Consider the following 21935-nt stretch of genomic DNA (forward strand, 5'->3'; position numbering starts at 1 on the left):
CTCAGCCGTCCGTGTTGAGCCGGTGCAGGACGGTCTTCAGCAGTCCGTCGGCGTCCAGCTGGACCCCTCCCCGGCGCAGGAACACAGCGTTGAGGAGCTGGTCGGTGGCGAGTTCCCCGACGGCCCGCCGGGCCAGGAACGCCATGATCAGGTCCCCGGCGTCGGCGAGGGCCTCCGGGCCGAGGTGGCCTTCGACGATCTCGCGCAGGCGGGCCTCGTCCGGGTCGCCGAGGTGCAGCGGGAGGCAGCGGCGGCGGAAGGCGGGTGGGAAATCGCGTTCACCGTTGCTGGTGATGACGACGAGAGGGAACTCGGCACAGCGCACCATCCCCCGCTTCACTCTCGCTGTCCGGTGCGGGTCGGCGGTCAGGACGTTCACCTCCGCCTGGTCCTCGGGCAGCCTGGACAGCTCCGGGATCTCGAAGGTGCCCTCCTCGAAGACGGTGAGCAGGTCGTTCGGCAGGTCGAGGTCGCCCTTGTCCAACTCATCGACGAGCAGCACCCGGGGCCGCTCCTCGGCGATGAACGCCGTTCCGACCGGGCCGAGGCGCAGGAAGGAGCCGATACCGGGCCGCGCGTCGTCCGGACCCCGTTCGAGGTTGCTCTCCTGGAGCCTGCCGATCGCGTCGTAGCGGTACAGGGCGTCCTGGAGCGTGGAGCGACTGTTGACAGGCCAGTGCAGCACGGGGCCGAGGTCCAGTTCGTGGGCGATGGCCGCCGCGAGGGATGACTTGCCGGTACCGGGGTGGCCCGTGACCAGCAACGGCCGGCGGAGGTGGATGGCCGCGTTGACCACGTCCGTCTCCGTACGGCCGATGACGTAGCGTGCCCCGGTCCGTGCGTTGTCCCCGCGGACGGCTTCGCTTTCGGCGTTCTCGCTTTCCGTGCTCGCGAAGCGCCTCCAGGGTGGTGCCTCGGGGATCGGTACCGTGCGGCGCTGCCCGTCACCCCGGAAGAGCTGCCAGCTCTCGTGCTCGGCAGGGGGACCGGGCGTCTCGGGGGTTTCCGCTGCGGGGTTCTGGGTCATCGAGGGCTCGCCTCTTCGGAGTCGGAGGGGGCGGGGTGATCGGGTGACTCGGAGAGTCCGGTCAGGGACAGCACCGGTGGCAGGGGACGGTCGGCCGCCTCGAGGAGCACAACGGGGCACACAGGACGGGCGGCAGGCTGCACGCACGCCTGGGCCCGGTAGTCCCGGATCCGCCAGGGCAGCCCGTCCACGGCCCTTTCCGGCTGCAGCGGGTCGAAGTGAGTGTGCTGGACCTGGCCCGGTGCCCGCCGGTCCCACAGCACGACCGGGTAGCCGAGCCGCAGCGCCGCCTGCACCAGCCGGCCCCGGCCGTCGGGCCCCGCCCGCACGACGGCTCGGGCCGCGCCGACGTCCGCCATCAGGGCGCCGTACCCCGCGAAACCCTGGGCGTGCTCGTCGTCCAGGAAGACCACCGTGTCGTTGTGCCGCCCCGCCCACCTGCTCTTGATGCCCTCCTGGCGCTTTTCCTCCCGCTCGGCGCAGGCCAGGGGAGCGCAGCGCAGGGCGGTCGCCCACTCGACCCCCAGCAGGATGGGCAGTTCGTCGCCGTCGTCGGCGCCGTTCCAGGAGTCGACGGGCAGCTGCACGGCATCCGGCTGAAGCAGAATCTCGACGACCGGCGTTTCCTCGGTCACCCCCCGCAGCAGCGACACGGTCCGCTGTATCCGGCGCACCACGTCCCTCGGGGCCAGGGGGTCCGGGCTCTGCTCGGCGGCCTGCACGAGGTCGCCGGCGCCGGTGTCGAGCCACATCACGCAGGTGTAGCGCTCGTCGCCGTCCGCGGTGGTGGAGTCGGGTGGCGCGGCGTCGAGCTGGGCCACGACACGGGGCCGGCCGGCCGCCGGGTCGAGGCTGTCCAGCCAGGCCAGCGCGTCGGCGCGGCGCTCGGCGAGCCCACCGGGGTCGACGTTCAGCCGGCGGCTCACTCGTGCGGCCCACTCGTGGAGTTCTGCGCGGACGTCGGGAACCATCGCCGCGAGCAACTCGGTGAAGCGGATGACCGCGGGCACCAGTTGTCTGCCCGGATGGGCCATGCTCTGTCCGCCGGTGTGCTTCTCGAAGTGCTCCACACAGGCCATGAGCTGGGCGACGCTGGAGCCGTGCCCTGCCTGCGGCTTCGGGGGCAGCCACGCCCTCTCGAGCGGCTGGGTGGCTCGTACGGCCGCGATCACCCGTGCCGTCGGCGGCAGGTGGGGTGCGTGGCTGAGGACCTCCCGCAGGGCGGTGTACTCAAGGTGGGAGAGCAAGCCGGGCACACCGTGCGTACGGCCCAGGGACAGCAGTTGGTCGGCGGCCCGCCGGTTGCGGCTGTGCACCACTTCCACGAGTGCGGCCATGGCCCGTTCGACCGTGAGCAGGGTGTGCGCGAGTTGCTCGTCCGAAGGGCAGGAACCGAGATGCGCGCCCGGGCACTGGACGGCGAGGTGCTCCAGGCAGCGGGCCCTCAGGTCGCCGTCGTCGAGCGCCTCGTGCAGGGCCAGGGCCAGGTGGCTGCGGCCTGTCGACGCCGGAAGCGGGGCGCGGGGCCAGAGCAGGCGCTCGCGGGAGCCATCGAGAGTGCGGATGTCGATATCGATGCTGACGGGTGTCTGCGTGTCGGGCGTGGCGGCCCGGACATGGGTGAGCAGGGCGGCCGGATCCGGGTGCAGATCGGCGGCGTGCGTCTCCAGCCAGTCGATGACGGCATGTGAGAAGACGCCGCTGCGCAGGGCCGGGTCGTTCTCAGCGACCTGGCCTGCGGCGGCCGCGCACAGGGCGAACTGCGCGACGGGATGGCGGCGTACGGTGGGGAAGTCGGCGATCGCAGGCCCTGTCGGCTGATTGTGGTGCTCCAGGAAGGTCGCGCACGTGTCGAACAGCAGCACCTGCTCGGTGAAGCCCGCCAGGTCGTCGCGCTGGAGGTATTCCAGCAGGTTGGCGGTGTCCACGCAGCGCTTGTCCTTCGGGGAGGCGTCGGGGCACAGCAGCAGACGTCGGTCGCCTTGGCCGAGCACGCCGTGGCTGCCCCAGTAGACGTAGAGCAGATCGCCGGTACGGCCGTCGAGGCCGTGGGCGAAGGCGTCCATGAGTGCGTCCCGACCCCAGGTTTGGCACCAGGTCAGCTCACCGGCCGCGGTGAGCGCGTCCAGCGAGGTACGACTGGCCTCGTCGGGCGCCAGCAACAGCTGGATGTTGTCCTCGGGCACGCCGCCCTTGCGCAACCACTTGTAGAAGCGCAGGGCGTCGTCGACCGCGCCGGGCAGATCCCAGTCGGGATGCCGGGGATACCGTTCGACGCCGACGACCACGGCGTGGACGCGCGCGGGGTCGTCGACCGCTCTCAGCCCAGCCATGCGCCGATCGCGCCCCAGACCTCGCGGTTGTCCCAGTAGGCGCTGTGCGCGAAGGGGAACGGCTGGTGGTTGTCCACCTCGTGGTCTGTGGCCACCACGGGAAAGACCTGCGCGGCACGGAAGGACAGCAGGTCGCGGGGATCGTAGAGGTTGAGCCAGCGGCGCGGGAAGTGGGCGGGGAGCCGCTGCGGGTGTTCGAGGGAGATCAGGGCGCCCGCCTCGTAGAAGAAGGGGGCCTGGGAGCCGACGGTGATCAGCTGGTCGACCCGGTCGATCCGCTCCTCCACCATGAGATCGACGCAGGCCACCCCGCCCAGGCTATGGGCGATCACCGTGACGGCGTCGCCGGGCGCGTGGTCGACGGTGCGCTTGATCAGTCGGCGCAGCGCCTGGCCACGGGCCTGGTAGCGGAGGATGTCACCGACAGCCGGCACGAGGAGGTCGTCGTTGTGGGCGCCGCGGCGGCGCCGGGCGTGCCAGGTCAGGGCGAGGAGGGCGGGGGTGGAGGCGGCCTTGGCGACGGTCCCGCCCAGACCGCGGCCCTGGGTGTGCAGCTCGGCGCTGAGCAGGGAGAGCAGGGTGTCCCGCTGGAGGCCGTCCGGGGCGTCTGCTCCGCCGTCCACGGCGTACGCCAGCGTCGCCGCGACCACGGCTCGGGCGAAGGCGTGCCGGTGCTCGTAGCCGCCCTCGTCGGCCGTGGCCGCCGCATCGCGCAGTTCGGGCGAGGCGGCGACCTCGAGGAGCGCGTGATCGAGTGCGTCGTCCAGGTCATGCGCGGTGAAGGCGGCGCGCACCTGTGCGGAGGGGACGTAACCGGTGAGCTCGCCGAGCAGCTTCAGCGCGGGGCTCTGACCGCGGCCCATCCCGGAGACGACAGCGGGACGCAGGCCGAGCAGACGCAGCTCGTAGCCGGGGTCGCGGTAGAGCACTCCCCAGATGGCGATGTCCTCGTCGTCCTTCTTCCGGCCACCGCGGGACTCCGTGTATCCAGGGATGCTCGCGCCGTCCAGGGCCAGCCGCGCTCCGGCCTCCCGGCCCCAGAAGCATCCCCGTACCCCGACTTCGGGCCGCAGCTCCTTGAGCGCCGAACGCACGGTCGACAAGGTCTTGTCGTACGACCTCTCGCGCACACCGGTGCCATGGACGAAAACCACTGAGCGTTGCACGTTTCCCCACCCCGCGGACGCACGCAGCCGGGCTTCTTCGCGCGGCTGTCGCCGATGCTAATCGGGGTGGCGAGGCGGACGGGGGGAAACGGCGCAGGAACCGGTGAGGCAGGCGCTTCTCTTCTGTCCGCATACACGGTGCGATTCGCTGGTGTGTGCGAAGCCGCCCCCGGTGTTATTCAATGAGGTGTGCGGTCAGGGAGCTCGGGGCCTCACCGCACGGGTCCGCACACGGCCCCGGTGCCGCGCCGGGGATTGCTGAGAGAGCCGCATGGACTCCACACCCCCGCCCTCGTCCCCTTCGGCCTTCGACCTGGTCAGCCGCGCTCTTGGGCGCTACATCCCGCAAGGAGGAGCGGCAGCGCCCGACGCGCAGAGTGACCGCGCCACGCGCCGGCAGGCCCCCGACCAGTCGGCGGCGGGCCGTCAGGAACAGATCCTCGGCGCGGTCAACCTGGACAGGGACCTGATCATCACCCGCTGCAATCTGGCAGCCCCCGTCTTCGCGGGTCTGGACGCCGGGGCCGGGAGGCCGTTCGTCGATCTCCTGCCACCGGGGGACGTACCGACGGTCACCCGGCGGCTGCGGCAGGTCGTGGAGAGCGGTGAGGCGCATGTGGCCCGCATCCAGCGCCTGCGGCGCGAAGACGGGTCGGAGCTGGTGGTCTCCATGAGTATCCTGCCCTCCGCGGCGCCGGAGGGGGGCCTGACGGTCTCCGTGATCGCCATGGCCAGACGGCTGCACCTGTACGCCGCCGAGACCGCGATCGGCACTTCCCTGGACATCGGCGAGACCGCGCAGTCGCTGGCGGAGTCCCTGCTGGCCTGGGGAGACGTGGCCGCCGTGGACCTCGACTTCGCCGTGTGGACGGGTGAGGGAGTCTCCGCGGGGGCGCGGGGGCGCATCCGGCTGCGGCGGGCGGCCCTGGTGCCGGACCGGGTGTGGCCCGAGGGCTACACGACTGCGGGCGACGACCTTCCCGGCGACGCGAGTCGCCTGCTGGCCCAGGCGGTGCTGCGCGACGATGCTCCGCAGACCCTCGTCATACCCGGAGGGGAGGCGGTCGAGCGGGTCTTCGGCAGTCCACGAGTGGCGCGTGCCCTGGTACCGGGTGACCGGTCGGCAGGTGTGGCGTGCATACCACTGGTCCTGGACAGTGCGCCGCCCGTCGTCCTGGGCGTGGCCGAGGTCTGGCGGCGGGCGGACTGCCCCTTCCGCGACAGCGAGCTGTTCGACCTGCAGGAACTGGTGGCCAGAACCGCCCACCACGTCGACCTGGCTCGTCAGCACCAGCGCGAGCACACGCAGGTGCTGGCGCTCCAGCGACGGCTCCTGCCCCGGGCCGGCGGCGACACCATCGAGATCGCCAGCGTCTACCAGCCCGCCACCCCCGACAGCGCGGGCGTCGGCGGCGACTGGGTGAACAGCTTCCCGCTGCCTGACGGCCGTACCGCGCTGGTGGTCGGTGACGTGGTCGGGCACGGTCTGGGAGCCGCGGCGACCATGGGCCAGCTGAGCATGGAGGCCCGCGCGCTGCTGTCCGCGGGGCTCGCGCCCGACCAGGTACTGGAGCACCTGGACGAGACCGTGACGCTGCTGGACGACGCGGAGTCCGGGCTGGCGGCCGGCTACAGCGCCCTCGGATCGACCTGCTGCATCGCCCTCTACGACCCGGTCAGCCACCACATGACGCTGTCCAGCGCCGGCCACCTCCCGCCGATCCTGGTCTCACCGGACGGGCACGCCGGCCCGCTCGCGATCCGCCCTCACCCCGGCCTGGGGGCCGAGTTCGCGCTGCGAGAGCCGTTCGACGTGTACACCTTCGGCGTGCCCCCGGGCTCGGTGCTCGCCCTCTACACCGACGGCCTGGTGGAGGACCCCGCCCTGTCGATCGACGAGGGCATGGACAGGCTGGCGGACGCAGTGGCCACGGTGCACCCCTGGGACACCCTGCAGCAGGCCGTACGGCACGTCGTCTCCGCACTGGCGCCCCGGCCTCAGCGTGACGATGTGACCCTGCTGCTCGCCCGGATGATCGGCTACCGAAAGGAGGACACGGCGACCTGGCGGCTGCCCGCCCGCGACGACGCCCCGGCCCGTGCCCGGGTGCAGGTCGCCGCGCTGCTGGCGCAATGGCGCATCAGGGACGACACCCGGCACGACGCGCTGCTGCTGGTCAGTGAGCTGGTCACGAACGCGGTGCGCTACGCCACCGGTCCCGTCACGGTGCGGTTGATCAGGGCCGGTCACGGCCTGCTGTGCGAGGTGGGCGACACCGGCAACGGCCGGCCACGGCTGAGGCGTGCCGGCCTGCTCGACGACGGCGGCCGTGGCCTGAGCATCGTGCACCGGCTCACCACCCGGTGGGGGGTGCGGTGGACGGACACCGGGAAGGTCGTCTGGGCGGAAGTGTCGAGGTGACGCGGATGGCGCGGGGGCCGCGGCGGGACTGGAAGAGCGCTGTGGAGATCGCGGGATGAGCGACAGGCGCCGCCGACGGTGCGGACGGCGCCCGTCGGCCCACTACAGCCACTGCCCTTCCAAGGCGGTGGCCGTGAGACCCGGGGCCGCCGCGTACAGGACGGCGCGGTTGCCGGGCTTCTGCTGCCCGGCGTCGTGCGCCCGCCGCAGGATGTCGAACACGGCGGCGCCGCCGCGGTTTCCGCTGGTGTAGCTGTCCCGGCTGTGGTCCAGCAGCCCTGACGGCCAGGCGTCGGGCATCGTCTGCTCCATGTACTCCAGCACCCGGGTCCCCCCGGGGTGCGCGAGCAGCACGTCGGGGTGCCAGGTGTCGGGATCGTCCTGGTAGCGGGCGCGCAGCCACTCCCACATCGCGGTGACCGTCTCCTGTACGGCGCGCGGCCCGCGCCGGTCCATCACGAAGTGGGTGCCGTCCGCCCGCGTCTCCAGGCGGTGCAGGTCCTGGGTGCCGGGCAGGGTGTGATGCCAGGCGGCGTCCAGTCGCAGCACCGACTCGGGCCTCGGGCGGCCCGTGACCACCGCTGCGACAGCGGTGTCGGCGAACAGCAGGCGGACGATCAGGGACTCGAGGGTGTCGTCCGCGGGCTGGTAGGTCGTGCTCAGCGCCTCCGAGATGACGACCAGGACCACCCGGTCGGGGTCGGCGGCCACGAGATCCGCCGCCAGCGCCAGGGAACGGGTCCCCGCGATACAGGCCCACTGCGTGGCCGGCAGCAGCATCACGTCGCTGCGGAGCGGCAGCCGGTTGGCCAGGGCCATGTCCAGACCCGGCAGCGCCGGAGTGGTGGAGTGACTGGTGATCAGGCAGTCGACGTCCGCGGCGTCCAGCCCGGCTTCCTGCAGGGCCCCGCGCGCCGCACGCTCCCCGTAGGACTGCACGGCCTCCCATGCGGGGGCGGTGCGCTCCTGGACGGTCTGCGGCGCGGGTATGGTCTCGAGGGCGGCGATCACGCGGTCCACGTCCTGCTGGGTGAACCCGCCCCGCGTCAGGGCTTCTTGGGCGGGCGCGATGCCGACGGCCCGCAGGCCGCTGCCCTCGCCGGGTGCGACGGCGGTCTCCAGCGGCAGCATCCAGCCGCGGGTCTCGATGCCCGTACTGGCCGCGATGCCGTCGATGCGCGGCGCCCACGCAGCGTGTGGATGCCGATCGCTTACCTCCGCCACGATCTCGCTGGTCTTCACGGCATGCTCGCCGTGTATCACGGCAGGGGGGCAGAGGTAAGCGGCCATGGTGGGGCACCTTCCGAGGGAGAACAGAAATGTGATCCGGCGTCCGTTTCGAGCATGGACGCCAAATGGACATTTCCGCTGTGATGCAGACAACTTAGACGCACCCTGATTGCTGTGACGCGGCTCACGTTCGAACGGTTCCAACTCGCAGGAGGTGGCGGAGAAGAGGGGCTGTCCGATCCCTCGGGCGATGACGTCAGGGCCCGGGGCGTCCGGACCGTCGTAGCGATGCCGCCCTTCTTCGCGCTCATCAGGCAGCCGTCGGCCGGCCCGGACGCCTGCTCGGCGACCTGACGCCGACTCATGTCGCGGTCCACCGCCTCGGGCCGGGAGCGGACACGCACTCGAACGGGTGGCTCCCGCGCCGCAGCCGACCTCACCGCGAGGTCGGCCTGGGCACCGTGAACTCGGGCGCGCCGCTCGGCATCGGCCTCTGGGACCTCTACCTGGATGTACGCGGCCAGGGAGTCAGCCACATCTCGTTACCCGGGATGCTTGTCGTCCGAGGACGCCTGATCGACAATGCCGCCTGCCGCCCGAAGCCCGTGGCCCTGCTCGCCGAAGGGGGTTCGGACTCGGTTCGGGAGGTGCCGCTGCTGTACGCACCGGACGGCAGCCGAACCTTCACTGCCGCATGCCGGTCGGGAAACCGCGACCGGGACGGTGGACGCTGACCCTCCGCCGCTCCCCGGCGGCCCGAAGGGGACTCCGGTGCTGCGTGTGGCTCCGGTCAGGCCGGCTGCGGTCCTTCGCTGCCGCCCCGGTCGACGGGAATCCCCAGCCGGTGCGCGACGGTGCTGAGGGCTGTGCCCAGCGGGAGAGACACCCTGGTCACGGCGTGCCGGTCGCCCCGGGTCTGATCCCGGTTGACGATCAGCACCGGCTTCCCGGCCTGGGCCGCCTGGCGGACGAAGCGGAGCCCGGACATCACCGTCAAGGAGGAGCCCAGGACCAACAGCGAGGCCGCCCCGCGGACCAACTCGCGGCAGTGCTCGACCCGCTGCGGCGGAACCGATTCGCCGAAGAACACGACGTCCGGTTTGAGGGTGCCGCCACAGACCGCGCAGGGCACCACGCGGAAGCCTCCGACCTGGTCGTCCGTGAGGTCGGCATCACCGTCCGGGTTGATTCCGGCAGCCACGGGATCGAACCCCGGATTGGCCTCCTCCAGCCGCAGGGCGAGTTCACGGCGCGGGCTGAAGGCGCCGCAGGAAAGGCAGACGACCCGGGCCAGGTTTCCGTGGAGTTCCACGACGTCGTCGCTGCCGGCGGCCTGGTGCAAGCCGTCCACGTTCTGGGTGATGACACCCGCGAGCAGTCCGTGCCGTCCGAAGGCGGCCACGGCCCGGTGCCCGGCGTTGGGGCGGGCCCGGCCGAAGCTGCGCCAGCCCAGGTGGCTGCGGGCCCAGTACCGGCGCCGGGCCTGGGCGCCGGCGACGAAGTCCTGGTAGGTCATCGGAGTGTGCCGGCTCAGGCTCCCGCCCTCGCCCCGGTAGTCGGGGATGCCCGATTCCGTGGAGATACCCGCTCCGCTGAGCACCAGCACTCCGCCGGCGCTCAGCGCGTCGGTGACCGGCTCCATATCCGTGGTGGCCGGCGGCAAGTCCTCGGAGGGGCTCCAGCTCAGGGTGGGGCGCGTGCGCATGCCGTCAGGGTACGCAACAGCAGCATGTCGTGACCGATGCGTTGTGTCGGGCGGCATGGTCATCGTCATGGCCCCCGGCGCCGGACAGCGCCACCGGGCCCTCGCGGAAGCCGATATCAGGACGAGACGTTTGGCCGGGCGGGATCGGCGCACCCGATGAGCTAACAGAATCCTTATACGACGAAGCGGAGACGCACCATGGGCATCATTGCTTGGATCATCATCGGGCTACTCGCCGGCGCGATCGCCAAGGCCCTGATGCCGGGCAAGGACCCCGGCGGCATCATCATCACCATGCTCATCGGCATCGCCGGTGGTCTCCTCGGCGGCTGGCTCGGCAAGGTCATCTTCGGCGTGGACTCCATCGACGGGTTCTTCCACCTCTCCACGTGGATCGCCGCGATCGTGGGTTCCCTCATCCTGCTCGCGCTCTACCGCGTCGTCACCGGCAACCGCCGCTCGCACCGCCACGCATGACCCGTTGAAGGCATAGCCTCCGGACGCACCTCGACGGCTCCCTCCCTGTTCGCAGGGGAGGGAGCCGTCGGTGTTCGCGGGCGAGAGCGGCCGGGCCGACCGGCCCGTTCGGCCCTCACCCTGCCCGAATTCAGCAAGGGCTCCGCCACACCCCGAGTTCCGGTTCCTTCAGCATCGACGACAGCCTCAGCCGACGGGACTCGGCACAGAAACCGCTCCTCGGCTCCGTGTACTCCACGTGGAACACCGCCTTGCCCGCGGCGATGAACGGGGAGAGCTCGCCGCACTCGTCGTACTGAGCGCATTCCTCGTTCACCGCGAAGTCGAAGTGGCCCACGAGTTGCGGGATCTGGGGGAGGTCGTTCTTCAGCCCCACCGACAGTCCCCGCTCGTGGGCGATGGCCGCGATCATGCGGTTGTACCTGAGCTGGTCCCGGGCGGTGAGCGGGAAGCCGGTGTCGTTGCCGTAGCCCTCCACCAGATCGGGTTCCACCGCGTCGAAGCCCTTGTCGCGGCACATGTCGAAGCGGCGTTCCATGATCGGCCGCAGGACCGTCAGCCGCCGGATGTCCAGCCACCGCTCGCCCCCCCACCCGTTGGGCTCGCCGAGCACCGAGGGCGGGAAATCGTCCCGGTCCGGCCGGAAGTCCTCCCATGCGCCCACGTTGACGTAACAGATGACCTTCCTTCCCGCGCGGTGCAGCCGGGCCACGTCCGCCGCGGAGTTCTCGAAGCCGTCGATGTCGTAGACGGGCACGTCGGCCGACGCGTCGACCTTGCCGTCCAGTTGCCACTGCCAGGCGAGGCCCGGACGGGGCTTCCACACAGCCCTGGAGGGTGACGGGGCGGCCGAACCCCGCGGCGGGGGAGCGGAGTTGCCGTCGAGGGGTGGCCCGGCGCTGCCGGAGCAGCCCGTCAGCGCCGCGGCCGCCAGCGCAACCAGCAGGGCCGCGCAGGGAAGTACCCTCCTTCTCATCGCTCCGCCCTGGTGAGGGCGGGTGTCAACTGGGCCCACGGGTTGGGCGGTTCGCCCGTCACCGGGCCGCAGACCGCCGCTCCCCGGTCGTGCGCGGTGCGCACGGCCAGCGGAACGAGTGCCCCGGGCACGCCGTAGACGAGGTGGCACAGCCGCTCGGGTGGGTGCCGTGCGGTCCACGCCGGCCGGCTGAAGGCGGAGACGTACGTCGACCAGTGGCCCTCGAAGGTGACCGTCAGGTCCGCGAGCCGGGCGTATCCCGGCGCCGGATGGACCCCGGGGTTGAGGACGACCGTCCCCGCGCCCAGCCGGCGTACCGTCCGAACCAGCCGGCGGCAGGCCGGCAGCCCGTCCGCGGTCGCCGTCACCCTGTCCAGGAAGCAGCCGTCCGCCGCGTACCACTCCCGGTGCCGGCGCACGTCCTCGATGACGTCCGCAGGCTCGCGCACCCCGTAGTCGGTGTCGACGTATCCCAGCAGACGCGCCCCCGCGGCCCGCAGCGCACCGGCCGCGGCGGTGAACGCCGGGTCGGGGACCTCGCCCGGCCCGCTCGCCGGGTTGAGAACGACCCCGTAGGTACGCGGCGCGGCGGTGATCAGCCGATGCCAGGCGCCCGGGTCCTCGGCCGGATGCACGTACAGCGGGATCAGCAGGTTCACGGCGTGCCGCCGCCTTCCCACAGCGCGGTGAGCGCGTCGTCGAGGGTATGGGCCGGACGCCAGTCCAGGGCCCGCTCGGCGGCGGTGATGTCGGAACACTGCCACGACACCTGCGCGGAGCGGGCCGACCCGGCCGTGCCCGCCGTGGTCTCCTCGATCCGGCCCCGGAATCCGGCCAGGTCGGCCAGGCCCCGCACCAGGTCACGCACCGGAACGGCCCGGCCTCCGCCGACGTTGAGGACGGGCGGCAGCGGGTGCGGGGCCGTGGCCGCGAGCACCGCCGCCCGTGCCACGTCGCGCACGTCGACGAAGTCGCGGTAGGCGGACAGGTCGCCGAGCCGCAGTACGGCATCCGGGCCGGGGCCGGCCTCGCGCAGCAGTGCGGCGATCCGGCCGGGCAGTCCGGAGGGCGGCGCCCCCGGCCCCACCGGATTGCCCACCCGCAGCACCACCGCGTCCAGGCCGGAGGCGGTCACCGCGACCGTGCCCGCGAGCTTGGTCGCGCCGTAGGGGCCGACCGGGCGGGTGGCCGCCGACTCCGTCACCGGAGTGTCGGGCACGCCGGGGCCGTACTCGGCGGCCGAGCCCAAGTGCACCAGGCGGGCCGCGGGGGCCGACTCGCGCAGCGCCGCGCACAGCACCGCGGGGCCGAGGGCGTTGACCTCGGCGAGGGTGACGGCGTCGCCGCCGGTCGCGCCCGCGCAGTTGACCACGATGTCGGGCGCGGCGGACGCGAGGGTCTTCGCCAGCTGCTCCGGGCGGACGCGGGCGAGATCGACGTCGAGGTGGGCGGCCGGTGACCGGCCGCCGCCGAGAACCAGCGCGCCCGGCAGGGCGCGCAGCCCCTCGACGACGTGGGCGCCGAGATAGCCGGTGAAGCCCAGGACGAGAATGCGCATGACGTGCTCAGGCTCCCTTGAGCAGAAGCGACTTGCGGGTGGTGAACTCGGCGTTGGCGCGGTCATAGTCGTCCGGGCGGCCGATGTCCAGCCAGTACCCGTCGAACTCGTAGGCGTGCGGCTGGTTCTGTGTTTTCAGCAGGTCGAGCACCAGCTCGTCGAATCCGAGGGGCAGTCCGGGCGTGTAGCCGTCGAGGGTGCCGCGGGACAGGCCGTAGACGCCCATGGAGACGCGGTAGTCCATGCTCGGCTTCTCGGTGAACGCGACGACTTTGCTGGAGCGGGTGGTCAGCACCCCGAAGTCGATGTGCACCTTGCGGGCGTACGTCGCGATGGTCAGCGGGGCCCCGGACCCGCGGTGCCGGCGCAGGACGTCGGCGTAGTCGAGGTCGGTGAGGACGTCGCCGTTCATCACCAGGAAGGTCTCGGGCAGCCGGTGGCGCAGGTTGAGCAGCGGGCCCATGGTGCCCAGGGGGCTGTCCTCGGTGGCGTAGTCGACGTTCAGACCCCACTGGGAGCCGTCGCCGACGTAGGCGCGGATGATCTCGCCGAGGTGGCCGATGGCGATGGTGCAGCTGGTGAAGCCGGCCGCGGACAGCTGGCGCAGCACGATCTCCAGGATGGCGTGCTGGTCGCCGATGGGCACGAGCGGCTTGGGCAGTGCGGTGGTGTACGGCCGCAGCCGGACGCCCTTGCCTCCCGCCAGGATCACTGCGTGCATGGGGGCTCCTCCTTCGTGAACGCTTCGTGGACGTGCGCAGACGTGACGGACGAGGTCCGCGGTGGAGTCAGATGTTGTAGATGCCGGTCTTGTAGCGGGCGAGGTTGGCCGGGTCGCGGAAGAACTCCACGGTGGACGCCAGTCCTTCCTCCAGGCTGTGCGCGGGCTGCCAGCCGGTTGCCGCGCCGAGCCGGCTCGCGTCCGCGACCAGCCGCATCACCTCGGAGTTGGCGGGGCGGATGCGGGCGGTGTCCTCGCGGACGTCGAGGGCCGTGTCCATCACCTTGCCGATCAGCGCGACCAGGTCGCCGACCGAGATCTCCCCACCGGTCCCCGCGTTGAAGGTGCGGCCCACGACCCGCTCGGAGGGCGCGGTCCCGACGGCGAGGAAGGCCTGCGCGGTGTCCTTGACGAAGGTGAAGTCCCGGGTGGGGCGCAGGTCGCCGAGGGTGATCGTGCGTTCCCCGGCCGCGACCTGCCCGATGACGGTGGGGATGACCGCGCGCATCGACTGCCGCGGTCCGAAGGTGTTGAAGGGCCGCAGCGTGACGACCGGGGTGCCGAAACTGGCGTGGTAGCTGTCGGCCAGCCGGTCCCCGCCCGCCTTCGAAGCGGCGTACGGCGACTGGGTGTTGATGGGGTGGTCCTCGGTGATGGGCACGGTCTGCGCGGTTCCGTAGGTCTCGCTGGTGGAGGTGTGCACCAGCCGGGGCGTGCCCAGGGCGCGCACGGCTTCCAGCACGTTGAGGGTGCCGGTGACGTTGGTGTCCACGTAACTGTGCGGGGCCTGGTAGGAGTACGGGATCGCGATCAGGGCGGCCAGGTGGTAGGCGGTGTCGGCGCCCTCGAGGAGACCGCGGACGGAGCCGGGGTCCCGGACGTCGCCGAGGACGATCTCCACCTGGTCCAGGACGTCCGGGTGCAGGGTCTCCAGCCAGCCGTAGGAGGAGAAGGAGTTGTACTGGGCCATGGCCCTGACCCGGTGTCCGGAGGCGACCAGCGCCTCGGTGAGGTGCGAGCCGATGAAGCCCTCGGCTCCGGTGACGGCGGCGAGCGGTGCGGAGGTCAACTGCGGTGTCCCTTCGGATGGGTGGGATGGGAGCGGCGAGTGGGCGCGGGAATCAGGCGTGCGGGGCGGGCCGGCCGAGCAGCCACAACGCGCACGCCGACAGACACAGGGCCGCGGCGCCGCAGCTGAGCGGCAGGGCCAGGGCGGCGCCCGGTGGCAGCTGGAACAGGACGACCGCTCCGGCCCCGCCGGCTGCCGTCAGGCAGATCCCGGCCGACGACCAGGCCGCCCCGAAGGCCTGGAGCAGCAGCGCGGTCCACAGCACGGCCGCGAGCAGCAGCAGGGTGGCCGGGTCGGCGCCGGTGAGCAGGGCGGCGGGCAGCAGCGGCGTGAGATAGGCGAGCAGGCAGAGACCGAGGATGCCGGCCGAGCGCAGCAGGAATCCGGCGGGCGTGGCGGTGGCGCGCAGCGCGGCGACCGACAGTCCGCGGTAGCGGTACAGCAGCCATTCCGCCGGCCCCATGCTCAGCGTCAGCACGATCACCGCGTACGGTTCCTCCCGCCCTTCCAGCAGTACCAGCACCCCGGCGGCCAGCCCGAACAGGCCGTACGGCAGCGACCACAGCAGGCGCGGCCGGGTCGCGCCGGCGACGGCGGGCACGGCGAGGGCGCCCCGCAGGACCCAGCCCGTGACGGTGAGCGCGGCGAGCAGCGCCAGCAGGGGGAGCCCGGCCCGGAGTGCGGGGCCGGGCTCCCCCCACGGCAGGACGGCGGCGCCCGCGCACAGCGGGCTGAGCGCGGCCAGCAGCAGCCGTTCCCGGCCCAGGACCAGCAGGACACCGGCGGCCGCCAGGTACGCGGACTGTGCGGCCGCCACCAGGGTCACCGGCCCGCCGCCGGCGGGCAGCGCGGAGATGGCCGTCGCCACCACCGCTCCCGCGGGCGCGCCGGCCAGGAGGGTACGGCCCGCCTCCCGGTGTCCGGTCGCCATCCGCAGGTGCGCGCGGTGACCCAGTGCCTGCCCCCACGCCCAGGAGACGAGTCCGGCCACGATCAGGGCGGGGGCGTGCCCGCCGGCGTCCCACAGCGGTGCGGTCAGCAGGTAGGCCAGCCCCGGCAGGGCGAACAGCACCCCCCGCAGCAGACAGCGCAGCGTGTCGGGGCGCCAGGGGTCGGCCGCCGGGGCGGGTTCGGGGAAGGTGCGCGGCACTCGTTCGTACAGCGCGGCGGCCAGGGAGAACAGGTTGGGATGGCCGTACCGTTCGTTGATCAGGGAGGCGGACAGTCCCTCCGCCTCCAGCAGCGCGGCCACCTCGTAGGGGTGGACAGCGGGGCCGACGCGGTCGGCGAGTTCGGCGGCGAGTTCACTGACCGCCTCCTCGTCGGGGCCGCGCCGGGGCAGCCGGATGGCGAGCGTGGCGTCGTCCAGGGCCCAGCGCGGCCGGCGGCGTGGCGGGCGGGTGCCGGCCAGCCGGATGGCCAGCGTATCCTGTTCCGCACCCCCGGGTTCGAGAGACATAGGCCCGCTCACAGGGCGAGGCTTCCGGTGCCGTCGACGGCCGGGGCGGACATCCTGACCGTCGTGGGCATGGCCGTCAACTCCTCTGTCGGGTGGGCCAGTTCCAGATAGACGGACCGAAACGTGTCAATGGTCTGCCGGAGGGTGAACTGCTCGATGACCCGTAGCCGGGCCGCCTCGCCCATCGCCTTGCGCCGCCCCGGATCGGCCAGCAGTTCCAGCGCGGCCGTGGCCATCGCCGCCGGATCGCGCGGAGGCACCACGAGCCCGGTGTCGCCGACGGCCTCGCGTACACCGCCCACGTCGGTGGAGACGGTCGCCCGTCCGCAGGACATGGCCTCGATCAGAGTGAAGGGGAAGCCTTCGCTGATGCTGGAGAGCATCACGACGTTCCCGGCGGCGTAGGCGTCCTTGATGTCGTCGACGCGCCCTTCGAAGGTGACGGCGTCGGCGTGCCCGAGTTCGGCGGCCAGGGCCTCGCAGCGTTCCCGGTAGGCCTCTCCGCCCCGGGGTGTCCCGCCGAACAACCGCAGCCGGGCGTGCGGGAGCCGGTCGCGGACGAGGGCGAAGGCCCGGATGAGGGTCTCCAGGTCCTTGATGGGGTCGACGCGGCCCGCCCAGCTGAGGGTGGGGGCGTCCGGTTCGGGCCCGGCCGCCGGGAACGCGGCGGGATCGACGCCGTTGTAGACCGTGCGGATCGACTCCGGGTCGGCGCCGCCCTCCTCCTCCCACAGCCGGTTGTAGCGGTTGCCCGGTGTGATCAGGGCGGCCCGGCGGTAGCTCTCCTGCGCGAGCAGCCGGAAGAAGCCGAGGATCACGGCCTTCACCGGCCAGCGGTAGGGCGCGGTGCGGTAGCCGAGGTAGCGCTCACGCAGGTAGACCCCGTGCTCGGTCAACAGCAGCGGGACGCCGTGGTGTTCGAGGGCGGCGAGGCCCGGCAGGACGGCGACCCCGCCGCTGACGGCGTGCGCGACCCCGCTCTCGGGCGCCGGGGCTGCCAGCGGGCGCAGGGCGTGCTCCAGCAGGGCGGTCGCGGTGAGCGCGTCGTGCAGGGTCGGCTGTGCCTCGCGCACCGCGAGGCCGGGGCGCCTCCACAGCGCGGTGAGGATCGCGATCGCCCGGTCCGCGCGCAGGAAGGGGCTCAGCGTCCCGTCCGTCGCGGCCCGTGCCAGCGTGTACAGGGCGGGTGCGAAACCGTCCTCGGCGTGCGGGTCGAGCAGCGCGGTCAGGAACCGTTCGTAGGCGGCGGTGAGCTGGTTGCGGGACCGGCCCCGGGGTGGGCGGCCCTCGGGCGGGGCGCCCCACATGGGGACGGACAGCACGCTCGACACGTGCGCGGGCAGGTCCCAGACGAGCGGCTCACGTCCGGTGCCGGTGACGGCGATGACGTCGAAGGCGAGGTCGGGCATGCCCTGGACGAGCTGGTCGCACCAGACGCTGACGCCGCCGTGGCTGTGCGGGTAGGTGCCTTCGGTGAGCAGGGTGACGCGCGTTGCTCCGGTACGTCGCGCGCCCTGGGGAACGGGCATCGATGCTCCACGGCCGAGGAGTGGGGTGGTTCGGGCCGGTCCTGGCCGCCAGGGGACGGCCAGGACCTTCGGTCGGTCTCGGGCGGGCGCCGTTCAGCCGTCTGCGGTGTGGCTCACCGGGTCGGTGACACCCGTGGGGACACGGGTCTTCGGTGCGGGGCCGGTGGCCGGGGCGGGTTCGGAGTCGGCGTCGGCCGGAGCCGCGGCCGACGCCGGCAGGGTGAGAGCGAGCGGCGTACCCGTGGAGGGCGTCCAGCCGGACACCGCCCCCGCGTACGCCTCGCCGAACGCGGCGCCGGCCAGTGTGGTGCCGGTGGGCAGGGTCGCGGGGACCGCCAGCCCGTCCGGCGCGTCGACGGTCACCGTGCCGCCGATGCGGTGGGCGGTGATCTCTCCGGCCCGGAGTGCGTCCTGCCAGTCCGCGCGGCGTCGCAGTTCGGAGCCGATGTCCCGCATCCGCGGGTTCACCACGGGGGTGTCCTCGGCGAACAGCGCCTCATAGCCGTCCAGGACGCCGTCGAGCACGGGGTAGGCGATGCGGTCCTCGGCGAGGTTCGACTGGTGGATGAAGTGCGGCTTGGGGTCGTTGGCCAGGACGTGCCCGAGGGCGATCCGTGTCTCCAGCGGCACGATGTGGTCGGCGTAGCCGGTGGTGGCGTCCAGCGGCGCCGCCAGGCAGGTGGTGGTGGCCGGGTTGTCCTCGCAGATGCCGCTGCCGCCCTGGGCGCGGCCAGTGTAGATCCAGTTGTACTCGTCGACCTGCTCGGCCGCCCGGCCGGCGTTGTAGAAGACGTTCATCGGATAGCGGGGCACGGTCGTGGCCGGACCGACCTGTCGCTGGGCGGGCTCACGGGAGTTGTCGGAGCCGAGCCAGGTGATGTCGTTGTCGTCGAGGGCGAGCGCCAGGTTGGGGTTGTCCTCGGGCTGCTGCGGCAGCACCTTCATGCCCGAGTGTTCGCCGGTGACCAACTCGGCGTTCACCAGCGGCAGACCGGCGCTCTGGCCCCAGACCCGGTTGGTGGCGATCTCGTCGGAGATGTCGTTGCGGCTCATCCACCGGGTGCTGCCGTCGGCGTCGGTCGCGCACTTCCAGGGCACCACGGTGGTGTCCTGGACACAGCCGAGGAAGGGGTGCGAGTAGGTGTGGTTGATCCACCGGAACTCGCCCCGCCGTGCGATCAGCCGGTCGGCGAGGGCGTCCGTGCCGTTGTTGTCCTCCCGGTGGTCGACGCTGCCGGCGCCGTTGTAGGCGAAGTCGAGGGTGAAGTTCTTGCTGTCCTGCCAGTCGACGGCGTGGTCGACGTCGCCGGCCGTCATCCGGATCGGGTCGGGCGTCGCGTCGGGGTCCGTGCAGTCGACGTCGCCGGGCGTGCAGTTGAGCTCGCTGTTCCAGCGGTCGTCGGCGGCGAACACGTCGTCCACGTGGACGGAGAAGTAGTTCCGTGAGGCGCCCAGGTGCACACCGCCGGTCATCCATTCCACGATGCCGCGGGCCAGAAGCCGGAACTGCTGCTGGTACTGGTTGTAGACGAAGGTGACGACCAGCTCGCGCCGCCCGTCGTGCCGGTACTCGCCCACCAGTGTGCCCTTGGCCGGCTGTCCCGGGATCGCCGCCTGCACGTACGGGGTGAAGTCGGCCCCCGCCACGGGCTTCGACAGGTAGGCGTAACTCTCGCCGATGGCCGGGTCGTTGTCCTCGAAGGGCACCGCCCCGTCGAGATAGCCGAAGGGGCCCGACTTGCCCGCGGCGGTCACCTCCGCCCGCGTGCCGTCGATGCTGCCGGAGTAACCGCCGTGGATCGGGTACTGCAGACCGGCTTCGGGACGCGCGTAGGTGTAGGCGTCGACCTGGGGAATGTCATACGTCTGCTCGTACGCCGCGAGTGCCGCCATCTCGGCGGAGCCGGCCGGGAACGGGTTGTCGTTGGGCAGCACGACGGCCTGGAACCTGGCGCGCGGCCGGCCGTCGACGGTGTCCGCCAGGAAGTCGGCATCGATCACGGTCCGGCCGGACTGCGTGAGGTCGATCCGGGTGTAGGGCGTGCCGGCCGCGGCCAGTTCGGCGGCTATCGCGTCGGTGGACGGGCCGCCGTCGCTCACCACCAGCACCCGCAGGTCGATACGGGGTGTGGTGTCGGCGTGGGCCGCGCCGGCCGGCAGGCCCAGTGCGGCGATGAGCGCGCCCACCGTGAGCACGGTGGTGCGTAAGGTCCGCTTCATGCGGTGAGGTCCCCTCCCCGGGCAGGGGTGAGCACAGCTCCCGTGGAGCGGACGCACCCCCTGCGTGCCGCCGGCGTCCCCCTCAGAAGCCAGTTCGTCACGCATCCGTTCGCGTCACATAGTGATGTCTGTGTGGAGATTTTGCGGTCATGTTGCGGAACATGACGGAAAAGCGCAGGTGTCGAATGGGGCCCGTTCGAAAGCGAAGTGAGCCGTTGCCGGTTTCCGGTCGAGGTCGGACCTGGTGGGCGCGAGGGCCCGGCGTGCTGGTCCGGGCCCTGTGTGGCGCGCCGGCGGGCCGGTGGGGCCCGCCGGTCGGAGTGCCAGTGGTCCAGACCGGGACAGGTGCCTGGGGGTGGAGGCTTTCAGGTCACGCCCACGGTGCTCCGGACGAAGCGTCAGGAGCAGAGCACCCGCGTCACGGGTGTGTAGACCGGGCCGCCGCTGACGTTCGTGGAGTCGCTGAACTCGGCGTAGAAGTACGAGTAGAAGCCGATGTTGCCGTTGCAGCCGGAGTCGGCGGCGACGTCCAGCGTCAGGGTGACCGTACGGCTCTGGCCGGGCGGGATGGTGGCGCCGTAGTTGGCCCCGAGGTTGGCCGGGCCGGTCCCGGAGCAGGGGGCGGGGCCGGCCGTGGTGGTCGGGCTGCACCCGGTGAAGCTGTACTTCAGGTCGGGGCGCTGCGTGGTCAGCCACGTCGGTTCGATCGTCTGGTACACGAACCAGACGTCGTAGGTGTGGGTGTTGGTGATGGTCATCGACAGCCTGACCGAGCCGCCGGGCGTGGTGGTGGCGCTGTCGGTGGCGAAGGTCAGCTCCGCCGGCGCCGGGTCGGCCGCGCTCGCGCTGGGGGCCAGGCCGAACACGGCGAGGGCCAGGGCGAGGACGGCGCCGAGACCGAAACGTCTCATCAGGGGTGATCGCATGGCCCCGGAGGCTAGGCAGGGGCCGAGTGCAGCGTCTGCCCCCTGGGGAAGGTGCTGGTCGCCCCTCGGCTGGAAGTGTTCATTACGTGAATGACGCGTGATGAAAATATGGTGGCGCGGCGGAGGTCGCATCCGCCCAGGCAGTCGGTGTGTGCGGGGGTGGTGGTGCGGGCCGGGCGCCGTCGGCCGCTTCCGTGGCGCGCAGAGATGACTTTGGCGCGTATCGGACGCGGCGGGCCCCCTCTGCACCTCTGGTCACCCTGGAGTTCTCGGCCATCCGCCGGTTTCCGGCCTACCCGTCAGAGAGGGCTCCCAGGCCGGATCGTCACCCGTCAGGATGGTGACCGCATGCGAGGGGTGTGTGTGCGAGGCTGGTCCCGTGTGGACGGATACAGGCAAGAAAGGTGATACGCCATGAGCGATGTCGAAGAGAGGGCGCTGCTGGCGGGTGGCTGCTTCTGGGGTATGCAGGATCTGATCCGGTCGCTTCCCGGAGTGATCCGTACCCGCGTCGGTTACAGCGGTGACGACGACAAGCCCCGCCCCACCTACCGTGACCACGGAAAGCACGCGGAATCGATCGAGATCGTTTTTGATCCGACCGCTACCGACTATCGCGCGATCCTGGAGTACTTCTTCCAGATCCACGACCCGTCCACGAGGAACCGGCAGGGCAATGACATCGGTCTGAGCTACCGCTCCGCCATCTTCTACCTCGACGACGAGCAGCGGCGCGTCGCGCAGGACACCATCGCCGACGTCGAGGCGTCCGGGCTGTGGCCGGGCCCGGTGGTGACCGAGGTCGTACCGGCCGGCGCGTTCTGGGAGGCCGAGCCGGAGCACCAGGACTATCTCCAGCGCTACCCGGACGGTTACACCTGCCACTTCCCGCGTCCGAACTGGCGGCTGCCCAGGCGCGGCTAGTTCTGAACACCGACGTGGCCGGGGAGGGCGCTGCTCTCCCCGGCCACGTGTCGTTTCCGCGCCTTGGTGGTGCCGCACACCCAGCGACCCGGAACTCCTCGGCATCACCTCGCCGCACGACGGCATCGTCACCGGTTCGCCGCGTAACGCAGGAATCCACCTTCGCCTGTAGGCCCGAGCCGCACTCCTACGG

Annotated in this window: 19 protein-coding genes; 5 read left to right on the top strand and 14 right to left on the bottom strand. The window is 72.0% G+C overall.

The features are described from left to right. Position 1: 1 nt before the first annotated feature. From IO24_RS0117415 to IO24_RS0117425, 3 genes are read right to left on the bottom strand one after another with little or no spacing between them, the layout of a single operon-like run. Positions 2–1027 (bottom strand): AAA family ATPase, encoded by a 1026-nt coding sequence (locus IO24_RS0117415; protein ID WP_037667969.1) that lies wholly within the window; start codon positions 1025–1027, stop codon positions 2–4. Next, entirely contained in the window at positions 1024–3360 is a 2337-nt protein-coding gene (locus tag IO24_RS42085) for a VMAP-C domain-containing protein (protein WP_051905927.1), read from the bottom strand. Before IO24_RS42085 ends, IO24_RS0117415 begins: the two co-directional genes overlap by 4 nt. Further along, positions 3348–4526, bottom strand: coding sequence for a lipase family protein (locus IO24_RS0117425; protein ID WP_045296372.1), 1179 nt, complete (start codon positions 4524–4526; stop codon positions 3348–3350). The genes IO24_RS42085 and IO24_RS0117425 overlap by 13 nt, the downstream gene beginning before the upstream one ends. A gap of 271 nt (positions 4527–4797) precedes the next feature. Here IO24_RS0117425 and IO24_RS0117430 point away from each other — a divergent pair, with 271 nt between their 5' ends. Continuing rightward, entirely contained in the window at positions 4798–6948 is a 2151-nt protein-coding gene (locus tag IO24_RS0117430; RefSeq protein ID WP_031136739.1) for an ATP-binding SpoIIE family protein phosphatase, read from the top strand. Positions 6949–7050: 102 nt separating this feature from the next. On the opposite strand, the gene IO24_RS0117435 is transcribed toward IO24_RS0117430, so the two are convergent. Next, positions 7051–8238 (bottom strand): beta-ketoacyl-[acyl-carrier-protein] synthase family protein, encoded by a 1188-nt coding sequence (locus tag IO24_RS0117435; RefSeq protein ID WP_031136740.1) that lies wholly within the window; start codon positions 8236–8238, stop codon positions 7051–7053. A 114-nt stretch (positions 8239–8352) separates the two neighbouring features. Here IO24_RS0117435 and IO24_RS0117440 point away from each other — a divergent pair, with 114 nt between their 5' ends. Continuing rightward, on the top strand, positions 8353–8532 hold the full coding sequence (locus IO24_RS0117440; RefSeq protein WP_031136743.1) for a hypothetical protein: 180 nt from the start codon (positions 8353–8355) through the stop codon (positions 8530–8532). 107 nt (positions 8533–8639) lie between these two features. Beyond that, complete coding sequence (locus tag IO24_RS45190) at positions 8640–8912, top strand: hypothetical protein (protein ID WP_157851262.1); 273 nt, start codon at positions 8640–8642, stop codon at positions 8910–8912. 56 nt (positions 8913–8968) lie between these two features. On the opposite strand, the gene IO24_RS0117445 is transcribed toward IO24_RS45190, so the two are convergent. Continuing rightward, a complete protein-coding gene (locus tag IO24_RS0117445) occupies positions 8969–9883 on the bottom strand; it encodes an NAD-dependent protein deacetylase (protein ID WP_031136745.1) in 915 nt (304 codons plus the stop codon). Between the two features lie 198 nt (positions 9884–10081). Here IO24_RS0117445 and IO24_RS0117450 point away from each other — a divergent pair, with 198 nt between their 5' ends. Beyond that, positions 10082–10360, top strand: a complete 279-nt coding sequence (locus IO24_RS0117450) for a GlsB/YeaQ/YmgE family stress response membrane protein (RefSeq protein WP_031136747.1) — start codon at positions 10082–10084, stop codon at positions 10358–10360. Positions 10361–10490: 130 nt separating this feature from the next. Here the strand turns inward: IO24_RS0117450 and IO24_RS0117455 are convergent, their stop codons facing one another. The 9 genes from IO24_RS0117455 to IO24_RS0117495 form a co-directional block, all read right to left on the bottom strand. Continuing rightward, the gene (locus tag IO24_RS0117455) at positions 10491–11336 is read right to left on the bottom strand and encodes an endo alpha-1,4 polygalactosaminidase (RefSeq protein ID WP_031136748.1); all 846 of its coding nucleotides are present in this window, start codon (positions 11334–11336) and stop codon (positions 10491–10493) included. Beyond that, a complete protein-coding gene (locus IO24_RS0117460) occupies positions 11333–11995 on the bottom strand; it encodes a spherulation-specific family 4 protein (protein WP_031136750.1) in 663 nt (220 codons plus the stop codon). The genes IO24_RS0117455 and IO24_RS0117460 overlap by 4 nt, the downstream gene beginning before the upstream one ends. Next, on the bottom strand, positions 11992–12894 hold the full coding sequence (locus tag IO24_RS0117465; protein ID WP_031136752.1) for an NAD-dependent epimerase/dehydratase family protein: 903 nt from the start codon (positions 12892–12894) through the stop codon (positions 11992–11994). Before IO24_RS0117465 ends, IO24_RS0117460 begins: the two co-directional genes overlap by 4 nt. 7 nt (positions 12895–12901) lie before the next feature. Next, the gene (locus IO24_RS0117470; protein WP_031136754.1) at positions 12902–13615 is read right to left on the bottom strand and encodes a nucleotidyltransferase family protein; all 714 of its coding nucleotides are present in this window, start codon (positions 13613–13615) and stop codon (positions 12902–12904) included. Between the two features lie 67 nt (positions 13616–13682). Continuing rightward, positions 13683–14684: a GDP-mannose 4,6-dehydratase gene (locus tag IO24_RS0117475; RefSeq protein WP_031136755.1), complete on the bottom strand. Its 1002-nt coding sequence runs from the start codon at positions 14682–14684 to the stop codon at positions 13683–13685. A gap of 52 nt (positions 14685–14736) precedes the next feature. Next, positions 14737–16155, bottom strand: coding sequence for a hypothetical protein (locus IO24_RS0117480; protein WP_031136757.1), 1419 nt, complete (start codon positions 16153–16155; stop codon positions 14737–14739). Then, positions 16152–17672, bottom strand: coding sequence for a GT4 family glycosyltransferase PelF (gene pelF, locus IO24_RS0117485; protein ID WP_031136759.1), 1521 nt, complete (start codon positions 17670–17672; stop codon positions 16152–16154). The genes IO24_RS0117480 and pelF overlap by 4 nt, the downstream gene beginning before the upstream one ends. A 93-nt stretch (positions 17673–17765) precedes the next feature. Beyond that, positions 17766–19892 carry a hypothetical protein gene (locus tag IO24_RS0117490; RefSeq protein ID WP_031136760.1) on the bottom strand — a complete coding sequence of 709 codons (2127 nt, stop codon included), beginning with the start codon at positions 19890–19892 and terminating at the stop codon, positions 17766–17768. A gap of 398 nt (positions 19893–20290) precedes the next feature. Continuing rightward, positions 20291–20803, bottom strand: coding sequence for a hypothetical protein (locus IO24_RS0117495; RefSeq protein WP_031136762.1), 513 nt, complete (start codon positions 20801–20803; stop codon positions 20291–20293). Positions 20804–21232: 429 nt separating this feature from the next. On the opposite strand from IO24_RS0117495, the gene msrA reads away from it, so the two are divergent. Further along, positions 21233–21742 (top strand): peptide-methionine (S)-S-oxide reductase MsrA, encoded by a 510-nt coding sequence (gene msrA / locus IO24_RS0117500; RefSeq protein ID WP_031136764.1) that lies wholly within the window; start codon positions 21233–21235, stop codon positions 21740–21742. Positions 21743–21935: the final 193 nt, after the last annotated feature.

This window comes from Streptomyces flavovariabilis (assembly GCF_000725785.1).
Lineage (GTDB): Bacteria > Actinomycetota > Actinomycetes > Streptomycetales > Streptomycetaceae > Streptomyces > Streptomyces hawaiiensis.

Bases quoted from the DNA above. Each gene is read 5' to 3' on its own strand.
- IO24_RS0117415 (WP_037667969.1), bottom strand. From the start codon at position 1,027: ATGACCCAGAACCCCGCAGCGGAAACCCCCGAGACGCCCGGTCCCCCT.
- IO24_RS42085 (WP_051905927.1), bottom strand. From the start codon at position 3,360: ATGGCTGGGCTGAGAGCGGTCGACGACCCCGCGCGCGTCCACGCCGTG.
- IO24_RS0117430 (WP_031136739.1), top strand. From the start codon at position 4,798: ATGGACTCCACACCCCCGCCCTCGTCCCCTTCGGCCTTCGACCTGGTC.
- IO24_RS0117435 (WP_031136740.1), bottom strand. From the start codon at position 8,238: ATGGCCGCTTACCTCTGCCCCCCTGCCGTGATACACGGCGAGCATGCC.
- IO24_RS0117445 (WP_031136745.1), bottom strand. From the start codon at position 9,883: ATGCGCACGCGCCCCACCCTGAGCTGGAGCCCCTCCGAGGACTTGCCG.
- IO24_RS0117450 (WP_031136747.1), top strand. From the start codon at position 10,082: ATGGGCATCATTGCTTGGATCATCATCGGGCTACTCGCCGGCGCGATC.
- IO24_RS0117455 (WP_031136748.1), bottom strand. From the start codon at position 11,336: ATGAGAAGGAGGGTACTTCCCTGCGCGGCCCTGCTGGTTGCGCTGGCG.
- IO24_RS0117465 (WP_031136752.1), bottom strand. From the start codon at position 12,894: ATGCGCATTCTCGTCCTGGGCTTCACCGGCTATCTCGGCGCCCACGTC.
- IO24_RS0117470 (WP_031136754.1), bottom strand. From the start codon at position 13,615: ATGCACGCAGTGATCCTGGCGGGAGGCAAGGGCGTCCGGCTGCGGCCG.
- pelF (WP_031136759.1), bottom strand. From the start codon at position 17,672: ATGCCCGTTCCCCAGGGCGCGCGACGTACCGGAGCAACGCGCGTCACC.
- IO24_RS0117490 (WP_031136760.1), bottom strand. From the start codon at position 19,892: ATGAAGCGGACCTTACGCACCACCGTGCTCACGGTGGGCGCGCTCATC.
- IO24_RS0117495 (WP_031136762.1), bottom strand. From the start codon at position 20,803: ATGAGACGTTTCGGTCTCGGCGCCGTCCTCGCCCTGGCCCTCGCCGTG.
- msrA (WP_031136764.1), top strand. From the start codon at position 21,233: ATGAGCGATGTCGAAGAGAGGGCGCTGCTGGCGGGTGGCTGCTTCTGG.